18 protein-coding genes are annotated in these 19771 nt (G+C 48.0%); 10 read left to right on the plus strand and 8 right to left on the minus strand.

Features of this window, described 5'->3' with window-relative positions; all coding sequences use genetic code 11:
* Positions 1 to 199 precede the first annotated feature (199 nt).
* The 5 genes from Q0372_RS08090 to Q0372_RS08110 all read left to right on the plus strand — a co-directional run bounded on the left by Q0372_RS08090 (position 200) and on the right by Q0372_RS08110 (position 4359).
* Positions 200 to 943, plus strand: a complete 744-nt coding sequence (locus tag Q0372_RS08090) for an amino acid ABC transporter substrate-binding protein (protein ID WP_298104732.1) — start codon at positions 200 to 202, stop codon at positions 941 to 943.
* A 93-nt stretch (positions 944 to 1036) separates the two neighbouring features.
* Positions 1037 to 1786 (plus strand): amino acid ABC transporter substrate-binding protein, encoded by a 750-nt coding sequence (locus tag Q0372_RS08095; RefSeq protein ID WP_298104733.1) that lies wholly within the window; start codon positions 1037 to 1039, stop codon positions 1784 to 1786.
* Positions 1783 to 2451, plus strand: a complete 669-nt coding sequence (locus Q0372_RS08100) for an amino acid ABC transporter permease (protein ID WP_298104735.1) — start codon at positions 1783 to 1785, stop codon at positions 2449 to 2451. Before Q0372_RS08095 ends, Q0372_RS08100 begins: the two co-directional genes overlap by 4 nt.
* Positions 2451 to 3185: an amino acid ABC transporter ATP-binding protein gene (locus tag Q0372_RS08105; protein WP_297882925.1), complete on the plus strand. Its 735-nt coding sequence runs from the start codon at positions 2451 to 2453 to the stop codon at positions 3183 to 3185. The genes Q0372_RS08100 and Q0372_RS08105 overlap by 1 nt, the downstream gene beginning before the upstream one ends.
* A gap of 25 nt (positions 3186 to 3210) precedes the next feature.
* Positions 3211 to 4359, plus strand: coding sequence for a PLP-dependent aspartate aminotransferase family protein (locus Q0372_RS08110; RefSeq protein ID WP_298104738.1), 1149 nt, complete (start codon positions 3211 to 3213; stop codon positions 4357 to 4359).
* A 654-nt stretch (positions 4360 to 5013) separates the two neighbouring features.
* Here the strand turns inward: Q0372_RS08110 and polA are convergent.
* Entirely contained in the window at positions 5014 to 7815 is a 2802-nt protein-coding gene (gene polA / locus Q0372_RS08120) for a DNA polymerase I (RefSeq protein WP_298104740.1), read from the minus strand.
* Between the two features lie 144 nt (positions 7816 to 7959).
* Between polA and Q0372_RS08125 the strand changes: the two genes are divergently transcribed.
* From Q0372_RS08125 to Q0372_RS08140, 4 genes are all read left to right on the plus strand, one after another.
* A complete protein-coding gene (locus tag Q0372_RS08125) occupies positions 7960 to 8304 on the plus strand; it encodes a hypothetical protein (protein WP_005871273.1) in 345 nt (114 codons plus the stop codon).
* Positions 8305 to 8321: 17 nt separating this feature from the next.
* Entirely contained in the window at positions 8322 to 9497 is a 1176-nt protein-coding gene (locus Q0372_RS08130; RefSeq protein ID WP_298104742.1) for a peptidase M50, read from the plus strand.
* Positions 9494 to 9799, plus strand: a complete 306-nt coding sequence (locus Q0372_RS08135; protein ID WP_298104744.1) for a metal-sulfur cluster assembly factor — start codon at positions 9494 to 9496, stop codon at positions 9797 to 9799. The genes Q0372_RS08130 and Q0372_RS08135 overlap by 4 nt, the downstream gene beginning before the upstream one ends.
* Before the next feature lie 75 nt (positions 9800 to 9874).
* Positions 9875 to 10963 carry a hypothetical protein gene (locus Q0372_RS08140; protein WP_298104746.1) on the plus strand — a complete coding sequence of 363 codons (1089 nt, stop codon included), beginning with the start codon at positions 9875 to 9877 and terminating at the stop codon, positions 10961 to 10963.
* A gap of 96 nt (positions 10964 to 11059) precedes the next feature.
* On the opposite strand, the gene Q0372_RS08145 is transcribed toward Q0372_RS08140, so the two are convergent.
* The 7 genes from Q0372_RS08145 to Q0372_RS08175 all read right to left on the minus strand — a co-directional run bounded on the left by Q0372_RS08145 (position 11060) and on the right by Q0372_RS08175 (position 18193).
* Positions 11060 to 12502 carry a Ppx/GppA phosphatase family protein gene (locus tag Q0372_RS08145; RefSeq protein ID WP_298104748.1) on the minus strand — a complete coding sequence of 481 codons (1443 nt, stop codon included), beginning with the start codon at positions 12500 to 12502 and terminating at the stop codon, positions 11060 to 11062.
* Complete coding sequence (locus Q0372_RS08150) at positions 12503 to 12748, minus strand: YfhL family 4Fe-4S dicluster ferredoxin (protein ID WP_005871264.1); 246 nt, start codon at positions 12746 to 12748, stop codon at positions 12503 to 12505. It abuts the gene before it with no gap.
* A 49-nt stretch (positions 12749 to 12797) separates the two neighbouring features.
* Positions 12798 to 14045, minus strand: coding sequence for a HAMP domain-containing sensor histidine kinase (locus tag Q0372_RS08155; RefSeq protein WP_298104750.1), 1248 nt, complete (start codon positions 14043 to 14045; stop codon positions 12798 to 12800).
* Positions 14046 to 14083: 38 nt separating this feature from the next.
* Positions 14084 to 14755 (minus strand): homeostatic response regulator transcription factor HsrA, encoded by a 672-nt coding sequence (gene hsrA, locus Q0372_RS08160; RefSeq protein ID WP_005871260.1) that lies wholly within the window; start codon positions 14753 to 14755, stop codon positions 14084 to 14086.
* A 76-nt stretch (positions 14756 to 14831) separates the two neighbouring features.
* Positions 14832 to 15149 (minus strand): dihydroneopterin aldolase, encoded by a 318-nt coding sequence (locus Q0372_RS08165; protein WP_298104752.1) that lies wholly within the window; start codon positions 15147 to 15149, stop codon positions 14832 to 14834.
* Positions 15146 to 15889: a glycerol-3-phosphate 1-O-acyltransferase PlsY gene (gene plsY / locus Q0372_RS08170; RefSeq protein WP_298104754.1), complete on the minus strand. Its 744-nt coding sequence runs from the start codon at positions 15887 to 15889 to the stop codon at positions 15146 to 15148. Before plsY ends, Q0372_RS08165 begins: the two co-directional genes overlap by 4 nt.
* Positions 15890 to 15901: 12 nt before the next feature.
* Positions 15902 to 18193 (minus strand): DUF87 domain-containing protein, encoded by a 2292-nt coding sequence (locus Q0372_RS08175; RefSeq protein ID WP_298104756.1) that lies wholly within the window; start codon positions 18191 to 18193, stop codon positions 15902 to 15904.
* A 94-nt stretch (positions 18194 to 18287) separates the two neighbouring features.
* On the opposite strand from Q0372_RS08175, the gene Q0372_RS08180 reads away from it, so the two are divergent.
* Positions 18288 to 19211 carry a methylenetetrahydrofolate reductase gene (locus Q0372_RS08180; protein WP_298104759.1) on the plus strand — a complete coding sequence of 308 codons (924 nt, stop codon included), beginning with the start codon at positions 18288 to 18290 and terminating at the stop codon, positions 19209 to 19211.
* The last annotated feature ends 560 nt before the right edge of the window (positions 19212 to 19771 follow it).

The following is a 19771-nucleotide window of genomic DNA, read 5'->3' on the forward strand; positions in this document are numbered from 1 at the left end:
TACCTAATAAACTTGAAATTTTATAAATCACCTCTGTCAAAATTTTAAAAATATATGAGCTAAAGTTTTGTCATGCAGGCGAAATTTTGTATCACGTCTTACTAAAATTTAAAATTTTTAATAAAAATTATATATTCCGCACGATATAATCGCGCATCTGCTCGCAGCGCGAGCGATAGCTAAATTTCAAGGAGATTCAATGAAAATATTTAAAGCCCTGCTCGCAACAGCGCTAATCACCGCCACCCTAAGCGCTAAGACGCTCAAAGAGGGCACGCTCGTAATAGCCACGGAGGGGACTTACTCGCCGTATTCTTTCTATGACGAGAAAAATAATCTTACCGGCTTTGATGTCGATATCGCTCGTGCGCTGGCAAAAGAGCTAGGGCTAAAGGCGGAATTTTTAACCGCGCCGTGGGATGCGATGCTGGCGGCATTTGACGCAGGCAAAGCGGACATAGCGATGAATCAAGTAAGCATCACGCAGGAGCGCAAGAAAAAATATAATTTCAGCGAGCCTTATACCGTGGCTTATGCTGCGCTAGTAGTGCGAGCTGATAACGAAGGGATTAAGAGTTTTGCGGATCTTAAAGGCAAAAAAAGCGTCCACTCCGCTACCAGTAACTGGGCGGACATGGCACACAGCTACGGCGCCGAGATCGTTACAGCAGACGGATTTAGCAAGGGTGTGGAGCTTATCATAGCTCGTCGCGCAGACGCTACGATCAACGACAACATCACATTTTTCGACTATATGAAGCAGCGCCCGAACGCCCCGCTAAAGATCGCAGCTCAAGGCAATGAGCCGATCTATTCCGCCGTGCTGCTTAAAAAGGATGATGAGCTGACGGCGCAGATAAATTCCGCGCTAAAATCGCTAAAGCAAAAAGGCGTGCTAAAAGAAATTTCACTTAAATATTTTGGCAAAGACATTACGGAATAAATTCTACGACCGCTTAGTTGAAGCGTGGAATTTTAAACTTAGTTGAGCGGAATTTTGCATTTTAAATTTTGCTCATAAAATTTTGGAGGAATTATGAAAAATTTAATAAAAACTTTGCTTGCGTGCGCGCTTTTAATATGCGGCGCAAACTCTAAAACACTACGCGAAGGCACGCTTAAAGTAGCTACGGAAGGCACCTTTTCGCCATTTTCGTATTATAACGACAAAAATGAGCTCGTAGGATACGACGTAGATGTCGCGCGCGCAGTCGCCGAAAAGCTTGGTCTAAAAATAGAATTTCTAACCGCGCCTTGGGATGCGATGCTTGCAGCATTTGATGCAGGCAAGGCAGACGCTGTGTTTAATCAAGTAAGCATTACTGATGAGCGCAAGAAAAAATATGAATATTCAGTGCCCTACACCGTCGTTTACGGAGCTATTATCGTGCATAAAGATAACAACGACATTAAAAGCTTCGAGGATTTAAAAGGCAAGAAAAATGCAGACTCCGCTACCAGCAACTGGGCGCAAGTCGCTAAAAAATACGGCGCGCAAAACGTAACCGTCGATAGTTTCGCCAAAAGTATGGAGCTGCTGATCGCTCGCCGCGTAGATACCGTCGTGCGCGATAATACCGTATTTTACGACTTTTTAAAACAACGTCCGGGCGCTCCGATTAAGATCGCCGCAAAGCTAAAAGACGTCGATTATAGCGCTGTAATAGTTCAAAAGGGCAATAAAGAGCTCGCAGATCAAATCAGCAAAGCCTTAAACGAACTCAAAGCCGAAGGCAAGCTAAAAGAAATTTCGCTTAAATATTTCGGCAAAGATGTGAGTGAATGAACGAAACAAGCAGAATTCTAGAGCTTGTTAGCAGCTCGCTAGAGCCAATGGCGCTAGCCCTGCTGCAAGTTACGATCCCGCTTACGATAATCTCATTTCTGCTCGGGCTCGTGCTTGCGGTGCTGACGGCGGTCGCACGCATCGCAAATTTTAAAATTTTAAAGCAGCTAAGCGAAATTTATATTTGGATTTTTCGCGGCACTCCGCTTTTGGTGCAGCTTTTTATCGTCTATTTCGGACTTCCAATCGTTGGGATCACACTTGATGTTTGGGCTGCTGCGATCATTACCTTCAGCCTCAATATCGGCGCTTACGCTTCAGAGGCGGTGCGAGCTGCGATCATATCGGTGCCAAAGGGGCAATGGGAGGCGGCTACCTCTTTAGGCATGAGCTACGCTCAAATTCTGCGCCGCATTATCGCTCCGCAAGCAGCGCGCATATCGCTGCCGCCGCTATCAAATATATTTATCTCTACGCTTAAAGACACTTCGCTCGTAGCCTCGATTACGATGGTCGATATGTTTATGGTCGCTCAACGTATTGCTGCGCGGGCATTCGATCCGCTCACGTTATACGTACTGGCGGCGCTATTTTATCTAGCAGTCTGCACCCTTCTTACGTTCTTGCAATCCAAGTTAGAGCGACGATTTTCAAGGTTCGTGTGATGATAAAATTTACGAACTTAACTAAGCGCTTCGGCGATCACGTCGTGCTAAATGGGCTAAGCTTAGAATTTCGCGACGGGCAAACGACAGTGATTTTAGGAAGCTCCGGCTCCGGCAAATCCACGATGCTGCGCTGCATAAATCTGCTCGAAATTCCAAGCGGCGGCGAGCTACAGCTAGGCGAGTTTAAGATAAATTTCGACGCTCAGCATAAAACAAGCGAATATCATCCATTCCGCGCTCATACGGGCATGGTTTTTCAAAGCTTCAATCTCTTTCCGCACCTCAACGTCTTGCAAAACGTCATCGAAGCACCCGTGCACGTGCTAAAGCAGCCACGCGAGCTTGCCGAGGCAAATGCAATGACGCTGCTAAAAAAAGTCGGTATGGCGGATAAAGCTGGCGCGTATCCGGCTCGCCTCTCCGGCGGTCAGAGCCAGCGCGTGGCGATCGCGCGGGCTCTTGCGATGCAGCCTGAGTTTTTGCTGCTGGATGAGCCTACGAGCGCGCTTGATCCCGAGCTTGAGGCACAGGTGCTAAAGACTATCGCCGAGCTTGCCGCAGAGGATCGCTCGCTTATCATCGTCACGCACAATATGGGCTTTGCGCGCAAGATCGCAGATAGAATTTTATTCTTAGACGGCGGAGTTATCGCATTCGACGGCGACGCAGAGGAATTCTTCGGTAGCAGCGATGAGCGCATAGCTAAATTTATCGGAGCGATGAGCTTTTAAATCCATTAAATTTTAAGGAGAAAAGATGAAAATAGATACCCTAATCGTAAAGGGCATAGAGGCTAAGTCCAACCCCCACAACGCGGTGATTCCGCCGATATATCTAGCCAGCACCTTCGTGCAAGAAAGCCTGGATGATTTCGGCAAATACGCCTATTCGCGCGGCGCAAATCCTACGCGCAACGCCTTTGAAGAGCTTTTTGCAAAATTTGAAGGCAGCAAATACGCCTTCGCGCTAGCCTCGGGCATGGCGGCTACGAGCGCTGCATTTGCGCTGCTTAAAAGCGGAGATCGCGTGCTGTTAAATAACAACGTCTACGGCGGTACCTATCGCTACGTAAGCAGGATTTTTAAAAATCAAGGGATCAATTACGACTTGGTGGACGATCTAAATTTGATCACCAAAATTCCAAGCGACGTCAAAATGGTCTTCATCGAGACGCCATCAAATCCGCTTTTGCGAGTAACCGATATTGAGCGCATCAGCGAGCTCGCGCACAAAAACGGCGCGCTCGTGGTTATGGATAATACCTTTTTGACTTCATATTATCAGCGCCCGCTAGAGCACGGCGCAGACGTCGTGGTTTATAGCGCGACCAAATACATAGGCGGGCATGCCGATCTGATCGCCGGCATCGTTACGACGAATGACGACGAGCTTGCCGCAAGAATTCAGTTTATGAAAAACACTCTGGGCGCGACGCTATCGCCTACCGACGCGTATTCGCTCATACGCGGGCTTAAAACGCTAAGCGTACGCTTCGACCGCCAGAGCGAAAATACGCTAAAGATAATAGAATTTTTACGCGGCAATCCTGCGGTAGAGGCGGTAAATTTTGCAGGCTCGCATTCGGCTAACGAAAAAAAGATACAAGATCGCCAAGCCAGCGGTATCGGAGCGGTCATCTCGCTGGTGCTTAAGCCGCAATACGACTATAAAACCTTTGCGCGCAGCCTTGAGCTATTCGATCTAGCCGTGAGCCTGGGCGGCGTAGAGAGCCTGATCTGCCACCCCGCGTCGATGACGCACGAGAGCTATCCGCGCGAGCTGCAAGAGCGCATCGGCATCAGTCAAAATTTGCTGCGCCTAGCCATAGGCTCTGCTGGAAACAGCGCGCGTTACTCCAGCCGTCAACCAAATCCGCCTAGCCATAGGCATCGAAAACGCGGATGATCTCATAGCGGACCTTGCCACCGCGCTAGAAAAATCTAAAAAATAGGCGGCGCAGAATTTGCGCAAGCTCGCAAAATTTGCGCGGGCGCGCATAATTCATGCCAAAATTTAGTCCGAAATCCTTATAGCTTCGCTCGTGAGGCTATAAGGGCGTGGTCTTTACTAGCCGGCGCGCAGGGCGGTTTAAAAAGACCCGCCGTCGATCATTTCGTCTTACAAAAATCTTTTTTCGCAAAACCTATACCCATTTTCTCGCGAGCTAAATTTTGTATGAATTTTCACTCGTTAAATTTTACGAGGCGCGCGGCTTTGCGTAAAATTTAAAAATTCCGCCACTACGGCATTGAAATGAAATTTTAATTTATACGCACGGCAAGATTTACCCAGATCTCTTGCTAAAACACATCGTTTAAATTTAATTCGGATAAATCTATCTAACCGCCGTTTGATATTGCCGAGCGAAGAGCTTAAATTTAATCAAAATTTTAAAGGCAGCGACGATCTGTGCCGCACCGTGCCAACCGCTCAGTTTAAATTTAGCGCAATTAAATTTATCAAACGAGCAAATTTAAGCTCTGCCCTGCTCAAAATTTAAAATTCTACGCGCAGTTTAAATTCCGCTTAAATTTTAGCCGCGCTTTAAATTTAGCGGAGCTACTTCAGCTCGCCCCAGCGCTTGGCGATGTTTAGGCTCGTCTTAAGTGGCACGTTCAGGCTCGCCGCACTTTGCATTATCTCCTGCGCGCGCGCGCCGAAGCTCTGCGCCAAATCATCCCGCACCTCGAAGATTAGCTCGTCGTGGATCTGTAATATCAGCCGCGCCTCGTCGTTTAGCAGCGGCGAAATCTCAACCATCGCCTTTTTTATGATGTCGGCGGCGGAACCTTGAAATTTCGTATTTACCGCCTCGCGCTCGTAGCTCGCATAGACCATGTTGTTTCGTGCGTTTGCGAAGTCGAAGTAGCGCCTGCGCCCAAAAAGCGTGCTTACGTAGCCGTCTGCTTTCGCGTCCAATTTTATGCTCTGCAAAAATTCCTTGATCGTGCAAAACGCCGCGAAATAGCGCTCGATATAGCTCTTCGCCTCGGCGCGCGCGATGCCTAGGCTGTCGCTTAGCTTGCCCGCGCCCATGCCGTAGATGAGGCCGAAATTTATGCTCTTTGCGATCGTGCGGTGCGCGGGCTGCGCGTCGCCGAAAATACTGATCGCCGTGCGCGCGTGAATGTCCTCATCCGCCCTAAACGCCGCTAAAAGCGCAGGATCGCGCGAAAAATGCGCGAGCAGGCGCAGCTCGATCTGCGAGTAATCAAGCGAGATCAGCGAGTAGCCTTCGTCTGCTAGAAAGCAGTCTCGCACGTCCTTCGCAAACGTGCCGCGCGCGGGGATATTTTGAAGGTTCGGATTTTTGCTCGCTAGCCGCCCGGTGGCCGTGCCGGTCTGCAAGAAATTCGATCTGACGCGGTTTTGCGCATCGGCTAACGCAAGCTGCAGCAGCGGCTCGCAGTAGGTGCTTTGCAGCTTAAACAGCTCGCGGTAGTCTAAAATTTTACCCACCGCGGGATGCAGCGCCGTAAGATCCTTTAGCACGCTTTCATCGGTGCTGTAGCCCGTCTTAGTGCGCTTTGCGGCAGGAAGCCCTAGCCGCTCGAAAAGCACGGCGCCGAGCTGAGCGGGAGAGTTTATATTAAACTGCTCGCCGCAAAGCTCATAAATTTCATCCGTAAGCGCTCGCAGGGACTTTTCGTTGCGCCCGATTAGACCCTTTATCATCTCCGTGTCGATCTTGATGCCGCATCTTTGCATCTGCCAAAGCACCCGCACGAATGGAAACTCAAGCTCCTGCGCGAGCTTAAAAAGCGCGGGCTCTAGCAGCTGTTTGAGCTTAAAATACAGCCTCAGCGTCACCCACGCATCCTCGCTCGCATAGATCGTAGCAGCGTCCAGCTCCACGGAGGCGAAGGTCTCGCCCTTTTTGACGACGTCGCCGAAATGCACAGTCTCATACCCCAGATACCGTGGCGAGATAGAGTCCATTCCTACGGCGTTTGCGGGATCGAGCAGCCATGCTAGTACCATCGTATCGGCAAAGCGCGCGGGTGGCTCGATATTAAAATTATTTTTCACGATCTCAAAATCGTATTTTAAATTTTGCCCCACTACATATCCGTTAAACAGCGAGCCGATCGCAGTCTTTGCGGCGTCCGAAGAAATTTGAGCCGGAGCGCCCAAATAGCTATGCGCGAGCGGGACGTAATAGGCGCGCTCCTCGTTAAACGCAAACGAAAAGCCCACGATTTTGGCGCTTTTGCTGTCGATGCTCGTCGTCTCGGTATCAAAGCTCACCAAGGTCTCGGCGCTGACGCCTTCGCACAGCCTTGCAAGCTCCGCGGCATCGGTGATACAAATAGGCTCAAAGGGCGTTTTAAAAGCGCTCTCGCAGCTTTGCTCGCCGCAAGAGGAGCTGCTCGGGATAGAATTTTGCCCGTCTAGCCCCCCTACGGCAGCGCCCAAGATAGAGCCGCCGCGAGACGGCTCTGTGCCCGCGCCCAAAACGGAGCTTTTTGTGCTTGCGCCTTTGCCCTCGCCCCAAAGATCAAGTCCGTTCTGCTCTTGCAAGCTTAACGCAGACAGCAGTCTGCTTAGCGCGTAATCTTTTAAAATTTCGCGGATTTTAAAAAGCGGATTTTGCTGCGGAAATTTCGCGTCCTCTAAAGGCGGGATTTCCAGCTCGTCGTAAAGCGTAGCCAGGCGCTTGCTTATGTAGGCGCTCTGCTTCCCTTCTATCAGATACTCGCGCTGTTTGTTTTGCGGCAGGCGGTCTAAATTTGAATAGATCTCATCGAGCGAGCCCCATTCGTCTAAAAGCTTCTTCGCCCCCTTATCGCCGATACCGCGCACGCCCGGGATATTATCGGCGCTGTCGCCGCAGATCGCTAAAAAATCCACGATCTGCTCGGGATAGACGCCGTAGCGCTGCAAGCACTCATCCCTTCCGTAAAGCATCTTTTTGCCGTGGCTGTAAATTTTAACGTTTTCGCCAATGAGTTGATACAGGTCCTTGTCGGAGGTAACGATATTGATTTTATGCGTGGCGCCGTACTTTTTAACGACGCTTGCGATGAGATCGTCCGCCTCGTAGCCCTCGCATCCGAGCGAGTAAAGCCCCATCTTTTCAATCATCTCGATGCAGACGGGCAGCTGCTGCAAAAGCGCAGGCGGCGGGGCTTGGCGGTTGGTTTTGTAGTTGGGATCGATATCCGAGCGGAAGGTCTTACCCTTGCTATCCAGAGCGAAAATTATATAATCGCTCTTAAATTCCTTCGAAAGATTTGCGATGAAGCTCGCAAATCCGCTCACCATGCCGCTGGGTTTGCCGTCTTTGGTCTTAAGCCCGCTCATAGCGTAGTAGAGCCTGAAAAAAAAGCCGAACGTATCGATGATCGTGATGGTCTGCATAATGGTCCTCGGATTTAAAATTTTAACGCGTAGTGTATTAAAATTCGGCTAAATTTACAAATTCCAAATAGGACTTGACCTACCTCATTTCAAAATTTTAAAATTTGCTATATAATCGCGCGAAATTTTAAAAAAGGATCAAGTATGGATTTTTTCACAGACTGGCAAGAGTTCGACGCAGCGGGCGCTACGGTGAAATTTTATAAAAAATCGCAAGGCGGCGTGGAGTACATCGGCTTTGATTCGCGCAAATGCGTCCCGCCCGAGCCGATGGTAAATGCGCTGGTGGCGCTAAATTTCGTAAAAGACGAAACCAAAAAGGTCGTCATGGTCAATCATAAATTTCCGATGGGGCTGATCCCGAAGATCGAGTCTAAATTTGACATCGCCCGCGAGGATCTGGACGGCGACGCGGTCAAGCTCACCATCAGCCTAAAGCCCGGCGCGGTCAATGAGGGCTTCGACACCGACGCGAAGTGCCACGGCTAAAGGGCTTTAAAATTTAGATGAATATCACGACCTTTTCGCCGCCGTTTCGCATCGTAGGCGGCTATTTCATCTGCGGCTTTATCTTTTTGCTGCTAAGCGCGGCGAGCTTTTTAAAGACCGATTTCGGCGCGATCCAGGCGCCGCAGACGGCGAGCTTTTTTCACGTATTTTTGCTGGGATTTGTAATCAGCATAATCATCGGAGCGCTCTATCAGCTCACCTCTGTCATCATCCAAAAGGAATTTTTCACCGTCAAATTTGCATTTTTAAATCTCCTCGCCTACGGCGCGGGCGTGGCTCTACTAAGCGCTGGATTGCTGCTTTCAAGCATCCCTTTGATGCACGCAGGCGGCGCCGTTTTGCTGCTTAGTCTATTTTATTTTACGATCTGCTACGCGCTAAGCTTCATCGGCACGCCCAAATGGAGCTTCCCCGCCGTTGCGCTTGCGATCTCGGCTGCGTTTTTGGCGGTAGGGATCAGCCTTGGCTTTGCCCTCGTACTAGCGCTTAGCGGCGTGGAGATTTTCGGAGTGTATTTTTCAGAAATTTTATCCTATCACATATACTTCGTGCTAGGCTTTGTGTTTTTCGTCATCGTAGGCGCTGCGTGCGTGCTGCTGCCGATGTTTAGCCTGGCGCACGATCTAAGCTTCGCACTAGCAAAAGCTTCGCTGGCGCTGTATCTGCTCGCAGGGCTATTTTTACTAAAAGACTTTGGAATTTTCATCGCATTTGCCGCGCTTGCGAGCTTTGCGGCTCAGGCGATCTATATCCTAGCCAGGCGCGTGCGAAAAGCGATCGATTATTGGAATTTAAACGTCTACATATCGCTCGCAGCTTTGGGATTTAGCGCGGCATTTTGGCTAATGGGTCGCGCAGATGCGGCGGCGTTTGGGCTGCTATACGGCTTTTTGTTCGCCTTCATCGTCGCGCACCTTTATAAAATCGCGCCCTTTCTCATCTGGTACCACTACGTCTCGCCCTTCGTCGGCAAGCGCAAAATCCCTATGCTTGAGGATATGATAATCAAAAAGATCGCCTACGCAGCCTGCGTGCCGAACGTCTTAGCGCTTGCGTGCGCGGGCTTTGGAGCGCTAACGCCCGCGGTGATCTTACAAGCAGCAAGCATAATTTTGGTGCTAATCAACACCGTAAATATCTTTAACTACATAAAATTCGGAGAGGAAAAATGAAAGTAACGAAGGAACAAATTTACGACGCGCTTCGCGCCGTTGTCGATCCTGAGGTGGGCTTTGACGTCGTGTCGCTGGGGCTCATTTACGATGTCGCCGTGGACGATGAAAACAACGCCAAAGTCACGATGACGCTATCGACTCAGTCGTGCCCGCTGCATGAGATGATGGTGGAATGGGTGCGCGCGGGTGTCGAGAGCGTGGAGGACGTCGGCGAGGTGGAGATCGATCTCGTCTTTGAGCCGATGTGGAATATCGACATGGCGGAGGATCACGTCAAAGAAGCACTCGGTAGATTTTAAGCAGCTTTGCCGCGCCCAGTAGTTTAAGCTTTAAAATTCTAAAATTAGACTTAAAATTTATACTTAGGGGCTGCTATGAAAAAATTTACCGACGGCAAGAAAGAAATTCTACTTCAAACGCAAGGGCTTAGTTTGATTTCAAAGACGCTACAAAACGGCAAAGAAAGGCTGAACTCTAAAGAATTCGCAAATCGCGATGCTCTGCAAAAAGCTTTCATAAAAAAGCAAGTTGATGCCCTAAAAAAAGGCTTCATCTACGAAAACAAAAAAGCGAAATTCGGCGAAGCACTAGCGCATACCTATATCGGCGGCGGATACAGTGGAGCGCTTGGATTTGCTGAGTTTGAGGATAAATTTTACGTCTATAAATGTAATTTTGACGAGCACGGCTGCGATTATTTAATCGTGCTGGACGGCGAGCTAAAAACTCTTGCGCAAATTGAACTACCAAAAATTTTAGCGTGGAAAATGACCGCTACCAAAAAAGCCTTAGTGCTTGATTTGGACCACGAATTCTTTCTTTTTGACGGAGAGAAATTCAGTAAGCTTTTTGAAGCCTGGGGTATCATAGGAGGAGGCTTTAGCTCTGCTCTAAGCGGCAACGGCGAAATTCTAGCCTGCAGCACGGATGGAATTTTAGCTTTCGGAAGCGACAAGAAGCTAAATTTTAAAACGGAATTTTCTGCAAAAGCAATAGGCTTCGGCAATAAAATTTGCGTAGCCTGTGGGGATGAAGGTGGCAAAAATATCGCTAGGCTCTACCGCCTAAAAGACTTCGCCGAGCTTTGCCGTATCGAATGCGACGTAGGTTATATCCACTCCCTAAACGTGGGGCTTATCAAAAATGACGCGATTTTGGTCGTAAATAACGGCTTTGATGAGCTGTATTTTTGGGACGTCGCAAGCAAAAAGCGTCTAAGCGTACCAAAAAGCTTGCCAAGAAGCGTAATGAGGTTTGCCGCAAACAATCAAATCTTTCTTACGTATTTTTATGGCAGGTTTAAAGCATTCAGCTTGGAGGATTTTCGCCTCTTAGGTGAGTTTGAGTGCGAGCACTGCGTCAAAACTGCTGCTATTAAAATCTCAGGCGAGCGCCTTTACGTCCGCACCGACTACGGATTTTTTAGCATTTATTATTTAGCCGAGAATGGAATTAAAATTTAAAAAGCGCTATTGATAGGGATTTATCGCCCGCTTCAAGCTCATAAAATTAAACGAACTCCGCCCGCCTTAAACTTGCGCGACAAGTAGGGGCACTATTTAAAGAAATTTTATTGCAAAAATCGCGGGTTTTGAGAGCTTTTTAAGGCTTCCTTTAAGCATTATCAAATTATCCGCGCTGGAGATTTTAAGAGTGGAGTTTTCAAAGCTAAATTCTAAATTTTTTAGCGCATTTTCGCTTAGAAGGCGCGCAAGCTCCAAAATATAGCTCAGCCAGGCGAGCTTGCCGGCATCGGGCAAAATCGCGCTCAAAGGCGCGAACGTAGCGCCCAGCTCGCGCTTTCCGTGCATCGAGATGATCGCGGCTATGAGCGCCTTTTCTTTGTGCGTCGTGCGGTAGTTTAGCCCGCCGAGCACCATATCCGCGCTGGTTTCGTGCTTGGCATAAAAGCCGATCGCCCGCCCGATCTCGCAAAGCGATGCTGCGGTCTGCAGAATTTTAATATATTTTTCGCCCAAGCCGTGTAGAGGCGATAGCGCGCAAAACAGCGCCTTTGCGAACTTCGGAGCCTCGCTCGGCTCGGAAGCGAAGCGATCTTTAAGGCTTCTTAGGCTCGGATTAAAGCCTCTAGGTAGGTTTGCGCCGCGTAGAATTGAGCTTAAAAACGCCCCCTCTCGCACTCCCACGCCGCTTGTGATGATCTTTTTCGCTCCCAGGCGCCTTACGATCTTATCAAAGATGATGGCGCCCTCTCTGATTGTGTCGTAGCGGTCCTTTTTGATCGGGAATTTCGCCAGATCAAGCGTCTTTGCGCTCATCAGCTTGGCAAAAAACGGCGCGTATTTTTCATAATCATAGCTGAAATTATGCACGATTTTTAGCGGGTGGTTTTGCAGGCTCATCACGGCGCCGGAAAGCGCTCGCGCGGAGCCGCCCATTACGATTAAATTTTGCGTGCGAAACTCGGCGCCGAGCTGCGAGATCGCGCTGTTTATGTATTTCTCCAGCCCCTTCGTGTCGCCGCGGTCGAAAAACAGCTCCTTTAGCCGCACCGTGCCTAAATTTAGAGAAATTTTATTTTCTATCCTGCCGTTTTTTATGTAAGCAAGCTCGGTCGAGCCGCCGCCGATGTCCAGCGTAACGCCCTCGGAAAAGTCGCTAAGTAAATTCTGCGCCGCATAAGCGCCCAGATACGCCTCCATCTGCCCGTCTATCTTGCGGATTGTAATGCCCGTTTGCTTGCGGACGAGATTTATAAACTCGGCTCCATTCGGAGCATCGCGAAGCGCGGACGTACCGATGCAAAGCACGCGTTTGGCCTTGTAATTGCATACCAGGGTTTTAAATTTTTTAAATGCGAGTAGGCATTTTTGCATCGCTTCGGAAGTTAAAATTCCGCCGTTTTTGTAAGCGCCTTCGCCTAGGCGGATCTTGATCTTGTGCTCGGCCAAAATGAAAAATCCAAGCCTGCTCGTGCGCTCGAAAATCACGGCTCTGGCGGAATTTGAGCCCAGATCTATGACGGCGACGCGCTTGGGCATTTAAATTTCCATATGGACATGTTTGTATTTCAGCTCGTCTGCCGTCTCGATATTATCGGGGTCGGTGATGATACACTCGACGGGACAAACCACGATGCAAGCGGGCTCTGAATAATCATCTACGCACTCGCAGCATCGATCGGCATCTATGATGTATATCGGCTCATCCTCAAAAATCGCTTCATTAGGGCATTCCTCGCGGCACGCGTCGCAACTGATGCATTCTTTTGTAATCAACAATGACATATAATTTTACCTTACGAAAAAATTTATGGCGTTTATACCATAAAAAGCTTCATTTTGTTTTAAAATAGCGGAATTTCGGGCTATTTCTTAAATTTTTTAACGGAAGTTTGAAAATCGCGACGATTAGCGAGCGCCCTTTGTCGTTTTTAAGATCTACTTGCGCGCCCATCGCTTGAGCAGCATTTTTGGCTAAAAATAGCCCGAGCCCGGCTCCCGGTTTGCCGCCGTAGCGCTTAAAAGGAGCAAAATAATCGATCTCTTCGTTAAGCGGCTCGCCTTTGTTTGCGACCCGCACTATGAAATTTCCGTCCGAAATTTCGCTCTCGATCAACACCTTTTCACCATCGGGAGAAAATTTTATAGCGTTTTGGATAAAATTTTGAATCACGTGCATAAAGAGACTTTTCTGCACCGAAATTTCAAGTTGTTCAGGCTTAAGATCCATCGTCAAGTCCTTGCCTGCCGTGCGCGCTAAAATTTTAAAGCCTACGCATAGCTCCCGCAGATACGCGATCATATCGGTCTGCTCGGGTGCCTCAAACTGCGCCCCCTCCTGCCGCCCTATCTCTAGGATCGAGCTGATCATCTTATTCATACTATCGATCGAATCATTATTGTTTTTAAGCGCCTCGATATATTTCTCGCTCTCGCGCGGCTTAAGAAGCGTAACTTCGTTTTTGGTTTTCATCACCGCAAGAGGCGTCTTGAGCTCGTGCGCGATGCCGATAAAAAGCTCCTTTTGATACAAAATGAAGGTTTCAATGCGCTCAAGCAGGCGGTTTATGCTGTTTGAAAGCAGGCTAAATTCACTTGGAATTTCCGCTGCGTCAATCGGCTTTAGAAATTTTTCATCCACCGAAGCAAGCCTTTGACTGATCAGCTTAATCGGCATCAGCAGCATGCGCGAGAGAAACATCGCGTAAAACACCACCAAAAATATCATCGTCAAATTTACCAAAATGATGTCGATGAGTATTTGATTTACGATGTTTGCATAGACGCTCACGTCTGCTTTGATGCTTAAAATTTTATCCTTACCATAAGGGTAGTGCAGCTGTAAATAGCTCCTACCGCCCTCGGAACTTTCGATAAATTTAGGCTTATTGATACTTTCGTTTTCGATGATTTTGCTCTCGTATTCGCCCGGCGTGTTTTGCAAAAAAGATGAAATTTTCTCAGGCGCCACGGAGGCTTCTACGATTTTTTGTGCTCTTTGGATTAAATTTTGAACGGGAGTTTCGAAGATGGTAATTCTCATATAATTATAGAGCATTACCGAAAAAATGACAATTAGCATCAATGAAGCGGATGCTAATTGTATTACAAAGCGGACTCTTAGGCTTTTTGTGGAAAGCAAAATCTATATCCGCGTCTGCGAACGGTCTCGATCGTAGAGATATTTAGAGGCTTATCCATTTTCTGGCGGATTTGATTGATCGCGACTTCGATCACGTTTGGCGTAACAAGCTCAGGCTCCTCCCAGATGGCGTCTAGCAGCTGCTCTTTGCTTACGATCTGATCGCTGTGGCGCGCCAGGTGAGTTAGCACCTCAAACGGCTTGCCCTTCAACTCGATCTCTTGACCCAAGTAAGTAATTTTTTCCTCATCAGGATCAATGATAAGATCGTCGATTTTGATGATATTTGAGCCGCCGAAGCGAAGTCTAGCCTCGAGACGCGCTACTAAAACGTCAAAGTCGAAAGGTTTTTTGATAAAATCGTCCGCGCCCGCGCGAAGTGCTTTGATCTCGCTTTCTTTATCGTCTTTTGCAGATAGCACGACGACAGAGGTGCGCGCGGATTTTTGCTTAACTAATGCGATGAGATCGATGCCGTTGCCGTCAGCTAGCATCCAATCGGTTAGCACCAAATCATAATTTCTAATGCCGATATAATACTCTGCGTCCTTAAAACTCTCGGAAGTATCCGTCTGATAGCCGAACTCCATCAAGCCCTCCGCTATCGTCTTGTTTAAAGTCACCTCGTCCTCGACTATTAAAATTCTCATTTAATTTCCTTGCCTTAAAATTTTGCGGCGATTTTAACATATTTTAAGCAAAATTTCAAGATTTTTTAAAGAAATTTTAAAATTTTATCTCTATTTCTGCGCCGACGCTCGCGTCTTGTAAAATTTCGGGTTTTAAAATTTTCATATAAAAATAATCCATCGATCGAAATTTTGAGTGAAACTCCTGCGCGAAGTATCTTAGCGCGTCCTCCACGAGGCGAAATTTTTTCTCGCGGAATTCTGCTTTGATATATTCGCAAACCCGCGCGTAGTCGATGAACTCTTCTGCTGCAAGTTTTGCCCACACCCACACGCGCTGCTCGCGCTTGCGCTCAAAATCCAGCGTCCCGATTATCGCGCCGAATTCCAGCTTTTCGATTAAAATTTTAATCATACTACGCGCTTTTCCTCGCCCTTAAGCAGCCTAGCGATATTAGGCGCGTGTTTGTAAAATACGATGAAAACTATCAGAAAGATCGGCGCATGAGTGTTGATCGCCGGCATCTGCGGATGGATCACGTAGCTTGCTACGACTAGCGCAAGCGCCGCTGCAAGCGAGGCTACAGATGAAATTTTAACCGTCTTGCCGACTACAAACCAAACGGCAAGCGCGATAATAAGCTCGATAGGGATAAAACAAGCAAGCACGCCCGCGCCCGTCGCAATGCCCTTGCCGCCGTTAAATTTCAGATACGGGCTGAAGCAATGCCCAAGCACTGCAAAGACCGCCATGCTCCATAACACGTTTTCGTCAAAGCCCAAAGCCCGCGCGATCAGTATCGGCAGGACGCCCTTTAGCGCGTCGCAGACAACCGTGAGGATCGCGAGCTTTTTTGCTTTTTGCGGATCGCGAGTTTTTAAGACGCGAAGGACGTTGGTGGCGCCTATGGAGCCGCTACCCTCTCTTTTGATATCCACGCCGCCTAGGTATCTGCCGATCAAAAGCCCAAAAGGAATCGCAGCGATCAGATATGCAGCAAAGTAGCACCAAAAATTCGGCGCCGTAAATGTCCTATATAAAATTCCAAGAATTCCGCTTCCTAGAATTCCATGCTCATCTCCTAGAAAATATTTTGAGCTAGGATCGCAGAGTGCGGCGTATATGATATTTAAAATTTCACTAAGTTTATCCATAAAATTCTCCCTTTAGCTCTTCCAAAGTAGCGAAATTTTCTCGTCGTAGATGTCGGTTTTCTTCGGCGAAATTTCTTTCGTTTCGAGTTTAATATTTTTCAGATCCAGGCTCTGTTTTAGCGCGTTCACTTCAGCCTCAAATTTCTGCGTAAGCACCTCCAGCTCCTCTTGCAGCGCGCTTAGGCTATTTTCGGCATTTTTGGCTTCGCTTCGTTCATTTAAAATTTTATGCGCGCTCTTGGCGCCGCTGATCGCTTTAGAGATATTGCTAGCGCTGCGCGAGCGGCCTAAAAACGCGCCTAAGATCGCGCCGCCTATGTTTAGCGCCGCATCCACCCCGCGACTTAGCACGTCGCCCTTTTCTTTCTCGTATTTTTCGCTAGCGCGCGAAATTTTATCCTCAAGGCGCGCCTTTTCCTTTTCAAATTTAGCCGCGATCTCGTCGGTTTTGGCCTCTAGAGCCTCATTCGCCCTATCGCCTAAGCGCACGAAAAACTCCTCCCTGCTCTCGCCCGGTTTTGAGAGCAGATCAAGCGCGCTAAAAAGTTCTAACTTTTCGTTGCGATAGATCCACTCCTTAAAGCTTTTAAGCTGAGCGTTTAAATTTTTCGCTCCCGCGATGAAGCTAGGAAGCGCGCCGTAGCTAGAGCCTGCCTGCTCCTGTCCGCTTAAATTTGCAACTTCTCGCGTGCTGGCCTCGCCCCAATCTATTTCGCTTACGTCCAAAAGCGAAAGCAAAAAAGTGCGCTGCTGCGTAAAATCGACTCCCTTGTCGCAAAATCGCATCTTTGCGCTTGCATACAGATATGGGCTTAGCTCAAGACCCGCGCCGTAGCTGTAAAGCTGCGAAATCTCAGCAGAAACTACCGGCTTGGCGGAGCCGGTGGATTTGACGCCTTGCGCGGCGCCCGACACGGATGAAATTTCAGCCTTTTTATCCTTCATTAAATTTGAAATTTGCTCGTTGCTTAAAGGACCTTTTAGATAGCTTAGCGCAAAGCGCGTCTCGATCACTCGCAGCACGTCCTCGTTGATGTTTTTTACCAAAAAATTTCGCTTTTTGAGATTTGAAATTTTCTCCATCAGCACGCTTTTGTCGATCGGATTTGAGCCGATGCCGCTTAGGCCGCTGATGACGCGCTCTTTATCCTGCGCGGTCTGCAAGCGCCCGATAAACCACGTGCCGATATTGCTAAGCCCCTTATAATCGAGATCGACCGGGTTTTGCGTCGATAATACGCAGCCAAGACCGAATGCGCGAGCCTGCTTCAGCAGCGTAAGCATCGGGGTTTTGCTCGGCGGATTGCCGTTTGGCGGGAAGAAGCCGTAAATTTCATCCATATAAAGCACGGCGCGCAAGGAACTCGTGCCACTGGTGGTGCGCATCCATTTGATCATCTCGCCCAAAAGTAGCGTGACGAAAAACATCCTCTCATCGTCGTTTAGATGCGCGATGGAAAATATATTCGCCCTCGCCCTGCCGTTTTCATCAAAGAGCATCTTGGCGATATTCAGCCGCTCGCCCTCGCACCAAAGCTTAAAGCTCGGACTTGCGATGAGCGCGTTAATCTTCATCGCAAGCGCCATTCGCTTATCGCTCGGAAAGAAGGTATTGACGTCGAAAACGCCGATCTTATCAAAAGGCGGGTTGCCGATCTGCGCGATGAGATCCACCACGCTCACCCCCTCGCCCCTACCGAAATGATAGGACAGAATTTGGCTGATTAGTAAAAATTCCGGCGAGCTGAGATTATCGCTGCCGATCCCTGCCAGGCTTAGCACGCTAGTGGCGATACCGCCGATGTAATTATTCAAATCCTCTTCGTTTAAGCCCTTCGGCGCTTCAAAGTCGCTTAGCAGGCTGATTCCAAGACCTGCGCTTGATTTGGGCGTATAAATTCTAAAATCGGCGCTGTTTTTCAAAAGCTCCACTCTCGCCAGATCTTGATACGAGCCCTCGATCCCTTCGCGCCAGGTATTTGCCGTCTGCTCGGCATACTCGTGCACGCTAAGACCTTTGTTTTGCGCCTCGGCCTCGTCGATATAGGGCTCAAAATCCTCAGCCCTCATCTGCGGAAAGGTAAGAGCTAAATTTGTTAGATCGCCTTTCGGGTCGATGATGATGGATGGGATATTATCGATCGCGGCTTCCTCTAGCAGCGTGATGCCAAGTCCCGTTTTACCGCTGCCGGTCATTCCGATGATAAGCGCGTGGGTCGTCAGATCCTTGTTTTTATACAAAAACGGCTCGCCGTTTTCAAGCCCCAGATAAAAAAGCTTTAAATTTTCTTGAAGCGTTTTCATTGCGTTCCTTAAATTTGCAATTTGCTCGGCATTATATCATTTAAATTTTTAAATTTAAATTTGCTAAAATGTGCGAAAAATCAAGGAATGGCAAGTGTTAAAAGAAAAAATTAGAAACGGAAAAAGCGGAATTCTACTCTATGGCATCGTTCCGCCTAAAATCACGTCCTCTCAAGACGAGCTCGAGCGCCTAGGTACGGCGTGGTCGCAGCGCCTAGGCGAATGCGAATGCGACGGCATCGTCATCTACGATCTACAAGATGAAAGCGCACGCACGAAAGATGAGCGGACCTTCCCTTTTGTGCATACGATCGATCCTGCGCGCTACTACACGCAGTATCTACACACCGATAAAGAAGCGATCATCTATCGCGCGGTAGGCAAATACGACGAGGCGGAATTTTGCGAAATTCTAAGACATGCCGCAAGCGGGCTCGGTGTTTTCGTGGGAGCGAGTTCTAAAAATGAAGAATGCAAGCTGCATCTAAGCCGCGCCTATGAGATCAAGCGACTCGTGGCACCGCATCTTTGTCTAGGCGGCATCTGCATTCCTGAACGCCATGAAAAGAGCCGCGACGAGCACCTAAAAATCGCGGAGAAGACTGCAGACGGGTGCGAATTTTTTATCACTCAGGCGGTTTATAATGTGCAAAACGCCAAAGATTTCATCGACGATTACGCCGCTTTGGAGTGCAAAAAGGTGCCTATAATCTTTACTTTCACGCCGTGCGGCAGCCTAAAGACGCTTGAGTTTATGAAATGGCTTGGCATCTCGGTGCCAGATTTTCTGCAGCAGCGACTGCAAAGCAGCGTCGATATCTTGCAAAGTTCAACAGCACTGTGCGCAGAGATGTTTGATTTCATCTATAAATACGCCCTCGCAAAAGGGGTGAGCGTAGGCGCGAACATCGAGAGCGTAAGCACCCGGCGCGTAGAAATTGAAGCCTCGCTCAGCTTACTAAAAGAGATCAGAAAAATTATCCTTAAGCACGAGAATTTGGGATTTTACATTATTTAAAATTTTAAACCGAGCGCACGAACAAAACGCTAGATAGTCCAAGTTAACGGGGGAATTTTAAATAATTTTAGATCGCTTTCTAAAAAATAATCGAAATTTTATCCGAACGGAATTTGAACTTAAAATTTATAAAAAATCGCCTTAATAATATGCTTTAATACCTGTCGTCCATAACTGTAAGATGATATTTCGTGCTAAAATTTTTAAATGCTTGCAATGGCATTGAGCTGGACCTACCATCAAAACCTATAAATAGCTGTAGCTTTCGCACTAAAACTAAACGCATTGATCGCTTCAGTCTGTAGCTATAGCGTGGCTGCGCCCTCCGGCTCGCCGCTATCTATATAGAGATAATATATATTGTATAACGGGAGATAGCTGGAGATTTTAACGCCCTATAGATATTTAGAGATACGACGCTCCTGCACTCATGACATAGCGTCCTTTATTGTTCCATTCGTAGTATTTGATTTAAATTTACCGGTGTTTATGCTAAATTTCAAATCTAAGGCAATTTGATGCTTGCTGTTGTGAGCGTTTTGGTATTTGAATTTTATTCT

Origin of the sequence: uncultured Campylobacter sp. (assembly GCF_937997405.1) — a bacterium.
Lineage (GTDB): Bacteria > Campylobacterota > Campylobacteria > Campylobacterales > Campylobacteraceae > Campylobacter_B.